14 protein-coding genes are annotated in these 13304 nt (G+C 60.4%); 8 read left to right on the top strand and 6 right to left on the bottom strand.

Translation table 11 applies throughout. From position 1 onward, the window contains the following. Positions 1–23: 23 nt before the first annotated feature. Positions 24–635, bottom strand: coding sequence for a LysE family translocator (locus V6M90_RS03750; protein WP_003175152.1), 612 nt, complete (start codon positions 633–635; stop codon positions 24–26). A gap of 114 nt (positions 636–749) precedes the next feature. Between V6M90_RS03750 and V6M90_RS03745 the strand changes: the two genes are divergently transcribed. Further along, on the top strand, positions 750–1613 hold the full coding sequence (locus tag V6M90_RS03745) for a LysR family transcriptional regulator (protein ID WP_003175151.1): 864 nt from the start codon (positions 750–752) through the stop codon (positions 1611–1613). A gap of 58 nt (positions 1614–1671) precedes the next feature. Here V6M90_RS03745 and V6M90_RS03740 read toward each other — a convergent pair whose 3' ends face one another. Next, positions 1672–3438 carry a S8/S53 family peptidase gene (locus tag V6M90_RS03740; protein ID WP_332846098.1) on the bottom strand — a complete coding sequence of 589 codons (1767 nt, stop codon included), beginning with the start codon at positions 3436–3438 and terminating at the stop codon, positions 1672–1674. A gap of 129 nt (positions 3439–3567) precedes the next feature. Here V6M90_RS03740 and V6M90_RS03735 point away from each other — a divergent pair, with 129 nt between their 5' ends. Beyond that, positions 3568–5043: an MFS transporter gene (locus V6M90_RS03735; protein ID WP_332846097.1), complete on the top strand. Its 1476-nt coding sequence runs from the start codon at positions 3568–3570 to the stop codon at positions 5041–5043. 23 nt (positions 5044–5066) lie between these two features. Here the strand turns inward: V6M90_RS03735 and V6M90_RS03730 are convergent, their stop codons facing one another. Next, complete coding sequence (locus V6M90_RS03730) at positions 5067–5486, bottom strand: DUF6691 family protein (protein ID WP_003175147.1); 420 nt, start codon at positions 5484–5486, stop codon at positions 5067–5069. Positions 5487–5488: 2 nt separating this feature from the next. Further along, positions 5489–5920, bottom strand: a complete 432-nt coding sequence (locus tag V6M90_RS03725; protein ID WP_003175146.1) for a YeeE/YedE family protein — start codon at positions 5918–5920, stop codon at positions 5489–5491. A gap of 153 nt (positions 5921–6073) precedes the next feature. Between V6M90_RS03725 and V6M90_RS03720 the strand changes: the two genes are divergently transcribed. Then, positions 6074–6577: a GNAT family N-acetyltransferase gene (locus V6M90_RS03720; protein ID WP_042945036.1), complete on the top strand. Its 504-nt coding sequence runs from the start codon at positions 6074–6076 to the stop codon at positions 6575–6577. Between the two features lie 29 nt (positions 6578–6606). Here the strand turns inward: V6M90_RS03720 and V6M90_RS03715 are convergent, their stop codons facing one another. After that, complete coding sequence (locus V6M90_RS03715; protein ID WP_003175144.1) at positions 6607–6963, bottom strand: hypothetical protein; 357 nt, start codon at positions 6961–6963, stop codon at positions 6607–6609. Positions 6964–7443: 480 nt separating this feature from the next. Here V6M90_RS03715 and V6M90_RS03710 point away from each other — a divergent pair, with 480 nt between their 5' ends. Beyond that, positions 7444–8766, top strand: a complete 1323-nt coding sequence (locus V6M90_RS03710) for a chloride channel protein (RefSeq protein WP_141063216.1) — start codon at positions 7444–7446, stop codon at positions 8764–8766. A 19-nt stretch (positions 8767–8785) separates the two neighbouring features. On the opposite strand, the gene V6M90_RS03705 is transcribed toward V6M90_RS03710, so the two are convergent. After that, positions 8786–10405, bottom strand: coding sequence for a methyl-accepting chemotaxis protein (locus V6M90_RS03705; RefSeq protein WP_332846096.1), 1620 nt, complete (start codon positions 10403–10405; stop codon positions 8786–8788). 351 nt (positions 10406–10756) lie between these two features. On the opposite strand from V6M90_RS03705, the gene V6M90_RS03700 reads away from it, so the two are divergent. The 4 genes from V6M90_RS03700 to V6M90_RS03685 all read left to right on the top strand — a co-directional run bounded on the left by V6M90_RS03700 (position 10757) and on the right by V6M90_RS03685 (position 13301). Then, complete coding sequence (locus V6M90_RS03700; protein WP_003175140.1) at positions 10757–11110, top strand: hypothetical protein; 354 nt, start codon at positions 10757–10759, stop codon at positions 11108–11110. Continuing rightward, complete coding sequence (locus tag V6M90_RS03695; RefSeq protein ID WP_050784884.1) at positions 11111–11551, top strand: hypothetical protein; 441 nt, start codon at positions 11111–11113, stop codon at positions 11549–11551. Positions 11552–11633: 82 nt separating this feature from the next. Further along, a complete protein-coding gene (locus tag V6M90_RS03690) occupies positions 11634–12155 on the top strand; it encodes a hypothetical protein (protein WP_141063215.1) in 522 nt (173 codons plus the stop codon). A gap of 141 nt (positions 12156–12296) precedes the next feature. Then, positions 12297–13301, top strand: a complete 1005-nt coding sequence (locus V6M90_RS03685) for a tetratricopeptide repeat protein (protein ID WP_332846095.1) — start codon at positions 12297–12299, stop codon at positions 13299–13301. Positions 13302–13304 lie beyond the last annotated feature (3 nt).

Raw genomic sequence — 13304 nt, 5'->3', positions numbered from 1 at the left:
CCACACCGTCAGGCAAGTGGTGTTTATCGCGCATGGAGTGGCAGCGCCAACCCAAACAACGCAAAGAAACCGCCACACACCTTATTGAACCGGCGCCCCGTCCTCGCCAACCAAGGCCTGACCCTATGCGCTGCACTGGCCACCAGGTACTCAACGATGAATTCCACCACGGCGTAGGTCAGCGCGATGGCGGCCGTCTGCGCGATGATGCTTCTGTGCGGGTCCAGGAAGGGCGGGATAAATGCCGTGAACAGCAGCAGCGCCTTGGGGTTTGAAATGGCCGATACCAGCCCTTGGCGAAACAGCGACCAACTGTTGAAGCCAGTAATGCTGGGCGTATCAAGACTCACGGGGGCCGACCGCCACAGCCCTATGCCCAACCAGATCAGGTACATCCCACCGGCAATCTTCAACGCGGTGAACCAGGCGGTCGACGCTTGGATCAGTGCGCCCAGACCCAGCGCGCAGAGGGAAAGCACCACGGCAAAACCGAGCACGCCGCCCGTGATGGTGAACAGTGTTTTACGACGCCCGTGAAGGGCGCCATGGGTCAGCACCAATAAAGCATTCGGCCCTGGCACCACCGCAATGCCGCAGCATGTCATCAAATAGAGCAACCAAGTATCGAGGGGCATGATCAGCGTCCCGTATGAGTGGGTTCAGGCAAATCATTTTTGCGGGTGGGCAAGCTTCATGAAAAGCGCATAATTCACATCGCAGTCATTCGATAAACGAATAGAGGGGCAACCATGCCTGCCAGTGATTTGCAGATTGATTGGCTCAAGTGCTTCGTGGCGGTGGTGGATGCGGGCTCGCTCTCTGGCGCTGCGCATGAGGTCAACCGATCGCAGTCCGCTGTGAGCATGCAGATGAAAAAACTGGAGGCCGCCCTCGGGCGACAGTTGTTGAGTCGAGGCCCGCGACATTTTGAATTGACCGATGACGGCCAGACGCTGCTCGGTTACGCCCGTCGCATGCTCATACTTCACGCCGAGACCCAAGCGGCTTTTCACGGCGAAGTACTCACCGGGCGTATTCGCCTTGGCGTCGCCGAGGACTACGCCGCCAGGTACCTCACTCCGCTGCTGAAGCGTTTTGCTCCGCGCTACGCAGGCGTGGAGATAGAGCTGACGTGTGAACAGTCGACCACGCTTATCCCGCGTGTGCGCAGCGGTGATCTTGATCTGGCCCTGGTGTCCCGGGACTCGCCGCAGAGCGGTACGTTTTTGTTCAAGGAACCCATGGTGTGGGTGGGCTCGCCCCAGTTCGAGCTCTGGCGGCGCGACCCATTGCCCATCGCTGTGTATGAAAGTGAAAGCCTGGCCCGGCGCTATGCGGTGCACTCATTGACCCAACAAGGGCGCCAATTCAAGGTGGTTTACAACAGCTCCAGCCTGGCCGGCCAGGTCGCCGCCGTCGAAGGAGGGCTCGCCATTGCCGCGATCACCCAGTGTACGGTGCAGCCATCGCTGCAGGTCTTGGGCAGCGAGCAGGGGTTGGGGAGCATTGAGCCGATGGACGTTTCGATTCTGCGCAGCCGCGCTTCACGCGGGTCCAGGGCTGTCAGCAGCCTTCACGCTTTCATCATCAGCGCGTTGAGACATCAGGCCTAGGCCAGCGGCCGCAACTGCAACATCGCTGGGCTTTAAGGTTAGGCTCAGCCTTTTTGTTTCAACGCACTCGCGTCCTGCTCTGCACCGCCAGGTCCAGGGCCTTTTGCATATCGAGCCGCGCCGAGCGGCCTACGTCCTTGTCATTGAGCTGATAGTTACGCTCCGATGGCAGGATCGGCGCGGTAAGGTCCTGGGCGTCGCTGCGTTCAAAGTCATGGTTGTCGCCAATGGCCATCGAACTGCGGCGCAACAGCGTGCGCAATTGCTCGGGTTGCAACTGCGGGTTGATCGACAGCATGGCCGCCAGCAGGCCCGCGACCATTGGCGTGGCGTAGGAGGTGCCGCAATGTACGGCGCCTTGCTCGCCGGCGTCGGCGGTGGATGCATGGGCGCAGGCGGCGGCGGTGATGTCGACGCGCATGTCGACGTTCGAGGAACTGCGCGTGACCGCATAGGCCGGGTCATCCACGGCGATAGCGGCCTGCTCGCTGCGCTGGTGGCCGCCCACCACCAGCAACTGTTCGGTGATGAACGAGGAGGGCAGGCGGTAGTCGTCCGTGCCCGAAAACGCCGAGCCGTTGCCGGCGGAGTTCACCACGATCACGTCGGGATGCTCCTTGCGCAGCCACAGGAAGAATTCCTCCAGCAATTCTTCGTAGCCGCTCATGGCGATGCCCGAGCGCACCAGCGAGTCGACGTCCTTGCCGTTGACGTCCTTGGTGCCGACGCGATGAATGCCCCAGCTCCAGTTGAGCACGCGAACGCCATCTTCCACGAGGTTGACCGAGGCGGCGATGTTTGCGGTAATTCCTGCATCGGAATTTCGCTCGACGATCACATCGAAGCCTCCGCCGGCCTTGTCCAGCCCACGCAGAAAACCGCTGTTACCGCCATCGTCCCAACGCGCCGCGAGGATGCCCGCGACGGTGGTGCCATGGCCGTCCGCCGCACCAGTGTCGCGTGCGTACACGCAGGTTCGCCTGGGCGCGCAGGCACCCAGGTACTCGGCGAAGTCCGCCGTGTCGAAGTCGACGCCGCGCTCGATCACCCCCACGCGCACCGGTTGCGGCACGATCGGCGTGTGTTGCCCCGGGATGCGCCGCTGGTAGTAGGCCACCGCGTCGAGAAAACGGTTGGCGGCCCATTCATCGGAGTCGGGTGCCGGTTTTTTCGGTGCTTCACGGCGCGTGGCGGTTTGCTCGGTTTCTTCGGCGGCGGACTCTTCGATCACCACGGCGTCCACGCCGGTCTCGCTGCCCAGGCGCAGCACCAGCGCATCGCGTTGCGTCAGGTCCTTGGCCGGCAGGCGCAACTGGTAGACGTTCAGCGGCGCGATGCTGCCGACCACCGTCGCTCCATACTTGCGCGCCAGGCGCTCGGCCTCCTGGCGACCGTTCTGGTCTTCTTCGATCAACACGCTGACCAGGTCCATATAGGTGGTCAGGCCGTCCATGTTTTTCGCCACTTCGTTGGCGCCTGCGGCCACCACATGGCTGTTGCGCAGCGTCAGCCAGGCCGCATTGCTGACGCGCGGGCCGTCTTCCAGCCACAACGGGCCGCTCTGCTCGCGGGCGCTGTCCAGGCGCACGCGCAATTGGTCGCCCTGGTGCTCAACGGTGCTCGCCGGCAGCGTCTTGCCCGCCAGTTTCAGCTGCGGCGTGGTGGTGCCCAGCCCGCGCACGCTGAGGCACCAGTCCTGCTGGCGGCTGTCCAGCAGGTTGCCGCAGCGCTTCAGGTTTTCCAGGCGCAACGCGTCCTGAGCCGCAGCGGGTGTGGCGGCAGCCAATGTGAACAGCGTGGCGAGTGCAGCGAAGCGTAAGGGCATGAGCGCATTTCCGTGCCGGGGCGTTTTGTTCCGACTGCGCCGGGGCGCGCTTCGTTCAGCGTGAACGCCATGCAACAACCGTTGAACTCGCCCTGGCCAAGCTCACTCCTAACCGAAGAGGGACTGCACATGACGGATGTGACCATGACCCAGCAACACCCACACTGCGGCGACACCGGCGCGGTCTTTGAAACCGACTTGCCCGCGCGCCTGGACCGCTTGCCCTGGGGCCGCTTCCACACCTTGCTGGTGTTCGCCCTGGGCATCACCTGGCTGCTCGATGGCCTGGAAGTGACCCTGGCCGGCTCGGTGTCCGGCGCGCTGAAAGACAGCCCCGAGCTGCGCATGAGCAACGTCGACATTGGCCTGGCCGGCGGCGTGTACATCGCCGGTGCCGTGCTCGGCGCGCTGCTGTTTGGCTGGCTCACCGACCGCCTGGGCCGCCGTAGGTTGTTCTTCATCACCTTGTGGCTGTACATCGGCGCCACTGCCGCCACGGCGTTCTCGTTCAGCCTGGAAAGTTTCCTGCTGTTTCGCTTCCTCACCGGCATGGGCATCGGCGGCGAATACACCGCGATCAACTCGACGATCCAGGAGTTCACCCCGGCGCGTTATCGCGGCTGGGTCGACCTGAGCATCAACGGCACCTTCTGGCTCGGCGCAGCACTCGGCGCCGGCGGCGCCATCGTGTTGCTCGACCCGCAAGTGGTCGGTGGCGACCTCGGCTGGCGGCTGTGCTTCGGCATTGGCGCGGCGCTGGGCCTGATCATCCTGGTGATGCGCCTGTGGCTGCCGGAGAGCCCGCGCTGGCTGCTGATCCACGGCCAACACGATGAAGCCCGGCGCATTGTCGAAGGCATCGAAGCGCGCCTGCGTGATCAGGGCCATGATTTGCCGCCCGTCACCAGCCCGCCCCTGCGCCTGCACGCCCGCGACCACACACCGCTGGCCGAGATCTTCCGCACGCTGTTCGTCAGCTTCCGCCGCCGTGCGCTGGTGGGCATGACGCTGCTGACCGCCCAGGCCTTTTTCTACAACGCAATCTTCTTCACCTACGCCCTGGTGCTCACCGACTTCTACCAAGTACCCGCCGAGCAGGTCGGCTGGTACGTCCTGCCGCTGGCCCTGGGCAATTTCTGTGGGCCGCTATTGCTGGGGCGTTTGTTTGATGTGATCGGCCGTCGCGTGATGATCAGCTTCACCTACGCCCTGTCCGGCGTGCTGCTGGCGTTGAGTGGCTATGCGTTCCAGCAGGGCTGGTTCGACGTGACCCAGCAGGCGCTGGCGTGGATGGTGATTTTCTTCTTTGCCTCGGCGGCGGCCAGCTCGGCGTACCTGACCGTGGCGGAGACGTTCCCGCTGGAGATTCGCGCGCTGGCGATTGCGGTGTTTTATGCGTTCGGCACGGGGTTGGGCGGGATCATCGGGCCGACGTTGTTTGGGCAACTGATCCAGACGCAGCAGAGCGGCAGTTTGTTGATCGGCTACCTGATTGGCGCGGCGCTGATGTGCGCGGCGGCGTTGGTGCAGGCGGTGTGGGGTGTGGCGGCGGAGCGCCAGGCATTGGAGCGGGTGGCGCGGCCGTTGTCCCAGGCCGCGGATTGAGGGGCTGGCGGTGGCCGTAATGTTCAGCGCTGCTTGCGTGATTCGAGACCTGCAAACACCAGCATGCCCGCCAGCATGGCCGCAGTGAACAGCACCGCCTGCCATCGCCCCGTCAGCAGCAAGGCCAAGGCCGGTCCGGGACAGAGCCCGGCAATCGCCCAGCCCATACCGAACACGATGCTGCCCAGCACCAGCCGGCGGTCGATGTTGCGCCGTATCGGCATCTGCATCGGCGCGCCGAGCAATGAGGTGTCACGCCGCCTGGCGAAGAAGAAAAACACGCTGCTCACCATCAGCGCTCCGAGCATGACCAAGGCCAACGAAGGGTCCCAGTCGCCAGCGAGGTCGAGAAAACCCAGCACCTTGGCCGGGTTTGTCATCCCGCTGAGGTACAGCCCCAGCCCGAAGATCAAGCCAGCAATCAACGCTGTGATTTTGCGCATGCTCAGGCCCCCAGTAGATGACGTAACACGTAGACGCCGGCAAAGCCGCTGCCCATGAAACAACCCACCGCTACCAGCGAGCGCATCGACAACCGTGAAAGCCCGCAGATCCCGTGCCCGCTGGTGCAGCCGGCGCCATAGCGCGTGCCGATCCCCACCAACAACCCCGCCAGTACCAGCGCCACGCCACCGGCCTGGAACGAGGGCTGCGGCAACGGCGCGCCGAGTGACCAGATCAGGGGCGAGGCGATCAACCCCGCGACGAATACCAGCGCCTCCCCACGGCCATCGCCACGCCTGGACAACAGGCTGCCGAGCAGACCGCTGATACCGGCAATGCGCCCGTTGAGCAGAATGAACAGGCCGGCGGACAAACCGATCAAGGCACCGCCGAGCAGGGAGGTCCATGGGGTGAAATCGGCGGAGAAGCTCATGGTCGGGGCAGCCTTCGGGGATTGGAGGGGAGTGCATCGATAGCACAGTTTTAACCCGTATTGCGTGAAATGTCGGTGGTAGAGGGGGTGGCTCAAGCGATGGCGCGCAAGCACCGCTATGATGTTCGATTACCCATTCACAGGCTAAGCACGATGCCAAACGCCACTGATCAAAACGCCGCGGTTGTTTTAAGCCCGGCGAGCCATGCAGACCTGGAACAGCTGGTTGCCATCAGAATTGAAGCCATGCGCGAAAGCCTTCAGCGCGTCGGACGATTCGACCCTGCGCGCGCGCGGGAACGGTTTGTGGCCGGGTTCGATGCCACCTGCACGCGCGGCATTGAAGTCGCCGGTGAGTTGGTCGGTTTTGTGGTGATCAAAGACCAGCAGGGCGAGCTTTTGCTTGACCACCTGTACGTAAAACCGTCAGCCCAGGGCGCGGGCATTGGTGCAACGGTGCTGGCGCAGATATTCAAGGAGGCCGATGAGCTGGGCCGATCGATCAGGGTCGGGGCGCTCAAGGAAAGCGCTTCAAACCGTTTTTACCAGCGCCATGGTTTTGTGTGGGTGCGGAGCGGTGAGTTCGATCATTACTATGTGCGCGTGAGCGGCAAGGGCGTTGCTAAGCCAGGCGCTAGATGGCCTGCCGGCGCGTAATTTTCCATCAGATTCGCCATGCTCATCCGTCAGCGACGTGCCAACCGCACGCGCCAGTCGCCGGCGTGCTTCAACTGGCATTCCTCTTCAGAATCAAACTGCACGCAGCGCGCCATGGGCAGGGGCGGCACGTCGGCCTTGTGCAGCGCAGCGGCGGTCAGCTCGCGCATGCGTTGATCGGCGCCGGCGGTGAGGGCTCGGTCCTTGTTGGCACGGCTGTCGAACACCCACGTCACGCGCAGGCTGTGGGGGAAGGCTGTGTAATCGACGGTGTGCGTCAGCCATTCGAACCCCGGGATTTCGGCTTTGGCGGTTTCGCAGGCGTCAGTCAGGGTGGCGATCAGTTGGCGTTCGAGGCGGGCGCTGTCGCGTTTGGTGGGCGGCATAGGGGGCTCCGGTTTCCGATGGACTGTTGTGGTGAGCGGGCTTGTCCCGCGCCGGGCTGCGCAGCAGCCCTAAAACCCTCACCTCGGTTAATCCTGACACACGGCGGTGATCTTATTGGGGCTGCTTCGCAGCCCAGCGCGGGACAAGCCCGCTCACCACAGGGAGGCTTTCCCGTTCTTAAAAACTGTGTCGCAAGGGCTGGAACAGGGGCGGCAGATAGCCGATCGTTTGTTTGGCGCAAGGACCGACGAGTAGCCTGATAAGGTCACCGCAGCCTGCCAGCATTAACCGGGATGCAGATTAGCAGTGTCCATACGTTATGCCGAATCTGCCGGGCCCAGGGAGCCGCCGTCGTCCGTCCAGAACCGGGACGATTCAGTGGCTATGATTTTCCGACCCAGCCGGTTGGACCTGACCGCTTAACCCGTTAATCTTGTATTGCGCCGATTATTGAACCTCAACCACGGGAATCCGCTCGGGTGATCAAACCGATATTGCTGATACGCCGTCGTTTTGCATCGATCCGCTGGCGTACTCGCGTCACGCTCTGGGTCGCCGCGACGTTGGCCGGGTTGCTGGTGGTGATGTTCGCCCGGCTGGCCGATCTGGCGTTGATGCAGTTCGCTCAACAGTCAACCGCACGGCCATGGCTCGCGTTTGTCTATACACCGCTGATCGGTATGTTGGTGGTGTGGCTGACCCACCGGTTTTTTGCCGGAGCTCAAGGCAGCGGTATTCCCCAGGTGATCGCCGCCACACGGTTGGCCCACCAGGGCAAGCCCGTGGATAAGTTGGTCTCGTTGCGTCTGGCCTTCGCCAAAATCGGTCTGGGTACCCTGGCCCTGACCGGCGGTTTCTCAGCCGGTCGTGAAGGCCCGTCGGTTCAAGTTGCCGCTTCAATCATGCATTTCTTTCACCGCTATCTGCCTAACGCACGCATCATCCGCCCTGAAGACCTGATCCTGGCCGGTGGCGCAGCGGGTATTGCCGCCGCCTTCAATACACCCCTGGCGGGCGTGGCCTTTGCGGTAGAGGAGTTGGGGCGCAAGTTGGAAACCCGCACCAGCGGGGTTTTGCTCAGTACGATCATCTTGTCGGGGATGGTCGCTATTGCCTTGCAGGGCAATTACAACTATTTCGGGCACTTTGACGTACAGGACGCCAATCTCACGATTGTTGTTCCGGTACTCGCAATCGGTATTGGCTGTGGCGTCATGGGGGGCTTGTTCAGCCGGATGCTTTTATGGCCACAGCGGTATCAGCGCTTTGTCGTCTGGGAATGGCGTCGCCTGCACCCCGTCTGGTTTGCAGGGGGCTGTGGCCTGATCGTGGCGATTCTCGGTTGGCTCAGCGGTGGAATGTCCTTTGGCAGCGGCTACGGGATCACGTCTCAGATCATCGTGTCCGATGTCGGTTTGCCATGGCACGCGCCGATCACGCGTTTTCTTGCGACCGTAGTGACTTATTTTTCCGGGATACCGGGTGGTATTTTTGCCCCGTCCCTGGCGGTAGGCGCCGCCGTCGGGGCTAATGTCGCTGAGTTCTTCACCTTGGCTGCCCAGCCCATCATCGCCCTGTGCATGGTGGGTTTTCTGGCGGCTGTCACGCAATCGCCGATCACCTCCGCGATCATCGTGATGGAGATGATTGACAGTCATGGGATGGTGATCAGTCTGATGGCTGTGGCGCTGATTGCCAAAGCCGTCAGCGCCAGGATGGGACCTGAGCTCTATCAACAACTGGCGCGTGGTTTTCTGCATTCGCCAGGCAGTGACCCCGCTGTGCAAAGCGCCAAATCATGAACGCGTGGCGCCTGATGTTTCAAACGACGAAGCGATTCACCATCCTATTAAGATCGACCGCCAACTTTGACATTTCTCCGCAGGCGCTGGCGGTTTGACTGGCGCCGGCAGAGCTCTGCACGGCAAGCTCTCGAATACTGACAAGATTACGGTCAACTTCACGAGCGACATGTGCTTGTTCTTCAGACGCAGTGGCGATCAAGGTATTGCGCTCATTGATCTGCGTAATGGCCTTGGCGATCTGATCCAGCGAACTGCTGGCCTCTTGTGCGACATCGAGGGATTGGGTCGCCAGCTCTTTGCTTTTGCTCATGGCTTCCACCGCTTCGGCTGAGTCGCTCTGCATGGCGGAGATCATTTGTTCGATCTCTTGAGTGGAAGACTGCGTTCGGTGCGCCAACGCCCTGACCTCGTCCGCGACCACGGCAAAGCCGCGACCTTGCTCACCGGCCCTTGCGGCTTCAATGGCTGCGTTGAGAGCCAGAAGGTTGGTCTGCTCGGCGATGGCCCTGATCACTTCGACGACTTTGTTAATACTTTGAGCACGCTGTGACAACACCTGAATCTTGTCACTCGTGGTGTCAACGTTGCCGCTCAGTTTTTCAATGGACTTCAATGTTTGAGCGACGCGCTCCAGGCCGGTCTCCGTGAATCCCTGTGTGCGACGCGACTCTTCGGAGGCCGACTCTGCATTGCGAGCCACCTCGTCAACCGCCGCGCTCATTTCGGTTACCGCGGTGGCCGCCTGGTTGACCTCATCATTTTGTGAAACAAGACCTCGACTGGATTCCTCCGTGACCGCCGTCATTTCTTCTGCGGCCGAGGCCAGTTGCGTGGATGAATCACTGATCTGCATGATGGTTTTGCGCAGGTTTTCCTGCATCTGGGCCAGCGCTTTTAACAGGCGTGCGGCTTCGTCCTTCCCACTGACCTGCACTTCTTTGGACAGATCACTGCCGGCAATGCGTTCGGCCACGGACAAGGCTGTCCCTATCGGGGTGGTGATGCTCTTGGTCAGAAGGGTTGCCAGCGCGACGGTCAGCACCACGACACCGGCGATAAGGCCAATGATGACCCAGATGCCTTCGGCGTAAGTAACGGTTGCGTATTGCCCAGCAGCTGTCGCGCCGTTGTCGTTGTAGTCAGTCAAGGCTTTGATCTCGCCCTCCAACCGATTCGTCAACGGGCGGATGCCTGTACTCACCTGGCTCACCGCTGCAGGTATGTCAGCGCGCGCCATTAAAGGTTCGAGAATGTCCAGCTGTTTGAAGTATGCATCGGCGGACGCTTTAACCACTAGATACAGGGTGCGCTCGTCGTTGCTCGCGATCAGAGGCTCATACTGGGCTACCGCATCCGCCAAGGCCTTCCGGTAGCCTGCAAAGGATGCAACGGTCGACTGAAGTGTTGTAGGGTCAGCGAGTGCGCGCTGAGTTTCGAGCCTCAGCCGCATCACACCGGAGTTAATTAATGCTGTTTGCCTGATACTTGGCAGCCAGTTAGTTTCAATGTCTTTTTCTGCGTCCCTCAGTTTGCCCATCTGCACCGCAGCGACTGCGCCGAGCACAAAGACCAATGCGATGATCGAGGCGAAAAACAAGGAAGCTCGTGGAGCTACGTTAAGGTTTCTAAGGTTCATGTGAGCTTCCTAGCTACGAGGTGGGGAGCGGGTTAGTCAGGTTATCGACCTGACGTTGGGAAACTTAATCGGGCCGTTTTGGTTATTCGTGCCACGTCGATGCGCCAGCTGTTACGGTGACCACTCGTGGAGCCAAGGCCGGTAAGGCACTGTGCATCCAGAGTCCATACTTCTGCCGTTGAACCGTAAGAAAGGGATTTTCATCAGAGCGTTTCTGATAGCCGGCCTGGCCTTTGCCGTGAGCGGCTGCGGCAATATTTCCAATATCCGTGCTTATTCCACGGCTTATGTTGAACCCGCCTCGGGTGATACCGCACGCTGCGCATCATTACCAATGGCATGGCGCGTGGCGTGCCGGGCAGCGATTGCATCGACTGGCGTGTTCCCGGCGCCGGCGTGATGGCGGTGTCTGAATCCGGCTTTGCCGACCAGAATAACGGCCGCAGCCTGTGCATGCCCGAGAGCAACCGCCGGGTGGAGGCGAAAGGCCAAGCGCTGGCGCGTACCGAACTGAAGGTCCCGGCGGGTAAACCGTTCGCGATGAACTTCCAGAGTGAAGGCCACGTTTCCGCCGGCTATTCCTATAGCTGCCAACAAACCTTTCGTTTCACCCCAACGGCACATCAGAACTATGAACTGATCCTGTTGGACAGTGGCCGGTGTCTGGTCGCGTTGCAGCGTTTGAGTCCGAGGGGGAACCTGTAAATGAGGCTGTTGAGAAGGCTGGGCTTTGTCGAGCGATGGATGTCTTTTAATGGCGTTCGTCTGTGCTTGTATTACGCCGCTGGGGAGCAAATAGCTGTAATCCATTTCCCCCTAGTTAAAAAATTTCAGTTCGGCTCACCAAACGACGAGGCTTTGGGCGGCCATCCGCTTATTGGACTTGGCCTCAAGCATTACCAAATTCATCGAATAGATAATTCTCCTTGGCTAGCAGAGCTTGAGCAGAGAAATGCCATTCATCCGCGACATGATAAACAGCGGTTTCTAAAAGATGCCATCCATTATGTCTTCACGTTTCAGGACTCTACCCTGGAATGCATCATAATTGAGGGGCAGTTCTGGCATGCAAAAGTACAAGTCTTTACCTCCGAGCAGAAGGCAAGGGATGTCTGGCGCGAACTGGTAAATTGCGTGGGCGCATGATCCCAATAGTCACGAGAGGCCGCTTTGGCTCGAAAGCAATCATCCACGACCGGCACCCATCGACCCGGAGCTGCCCAAGTCAATGGCGCGCCTCATCAACTGCCATCATCGGTTAGAATCCGCAGCTTATTTCGACAATACTTGCTACAAACGAGGAAATGCAATGACAAGGATGGCCGTTGTTCTCACTTTACTGAGTTGCATGGCGTCGACCTCTGCATTGGCGGCGTCTGATTGTCCGTTTCCGCAGGGAATGCAGGCATCCATCGGTGCGTCGAAGGAAGCTATTGCGGCCAGGCAAGCGGGCGTCGCCAAGGATGATCTGCTCACCAAGATTTCCCCCGCGGCCAACGGGCAGATGTCCCAGATGCTAAAGAGTATCGTCGACGAGGTTTACGATTATCCGGTACTGCTGCCCGAGGTGTACGCCGCCTTCCGGTTCGAGCGCTGCTTTGTTTCGCAGCAGCACGCCGAACAGGTCGCGGCGATGAAATTTGCCGATGCCTATCCGCTGCTTAAGAAATGCGAACAGCTCGACCCCCAAGGGGCTCGACCGCCTTGTGCAATGCGCGTCGTGCATACAGTGACCGGAATTCCCGAGTAAACGATCCGTTAATGTGCTCGCGGGATGCATGCGGTGTTGCTGCGTCCTTAAATCGAGAGCGAGAGGTCGCCTCCATTCTTGTCCGCCTCGAAGCCCGCTTCATTACCTCAATTTAATGACAGCTTTGGACCGAAAACAGCCATGAGTCAGATCTCCATCTCAAACCAAGGGACCTCCGTGCACATTCGTTGGCTGAAAGCTCTACGCCTGTTCTCATTGCTCCTCCTGATGTTTGGCGCTGAGGCCGCTCTGGGGGCGGCGAGCGACAAGGCGGTTAGCCTTTTCGAGGCAGGGCGGTATCAGGCGACGATTGAGGAAGCGGATCGCGTGCTTGCAACCGAGCCTGCCAACTCCGAGGCGTTGAATATCAAGGCGCTGGCAGTCTCCGTGCTGGGCGATGACCGTACTGCGGTCGTCCTGGTCACCCAGGCACTGGAGGCGGCTAAACAGAACGGACAGGCCTCCATTGCGCAACAGGCGACCTACTGGAACAGCCTCGGCTATTTTCACGAGCGACTACGCAATCTCGACATTGCCCTTGGCTACTATGAAAAATCCTTGAAAATGCGCCTTGCGGTACTCGGCACGGATGACCTGATGATTGCCGACAGCTACAACAACATCGGTACCGTGCAGAGCAAACTGGGCCGATATGAAGAGGCCTTCGAAAACCTGCGCAAAAATATCGCGTTGAGAAAGCGACTGCTGGGCGAACACGACGCTTCGGTAGCCGTCTCACTGAACAACTTGGGCAATGCCTATAACCTCCAGGGCAAGCACGAGGCGGCGCTGCCGCTTTTTCAACAGGCACTGGATATCGACATGGCCCTGCATGGTCCGCGCCATCCGACGGTCGCCATTCGCTGGAACAACCTCGGCGACGCCTATCGTGGCCTGGGCCAGTACGACAAAGCTGAAGCCTTCCTGACGATGGCGCTGAACAGTGACCGCGCAACGTTTGGAGAGAACCACCCCAAAGTAATTTTGCGCCACTTCAACCTTGCAAGAGTCTACGAGGCTGAAGGCGACACCGCCAAGGCGCGCGCCGCCTACACAAAGGCGCTTCAGATACTCAGGCAGGTCGACCCCGATGACTTGGCGCAAATCCGCTATTTCGAAGAAAAACTGCGGACACTGCAAGGCTAGTGC

It is taken from the genome of Pseudomonas lactucae, from assembly GCF_036688725.1.
GTDB lineage: Bacteria > Pseudomonadota > Gammaproteobacteria > Pseudomonadales > Pseudomonadaceae > Aquipseudomonas > Aquipseudomonas lactucae.
This window is presented reverse-complemented; position numbering and strand designations above follow the sequence as displayed.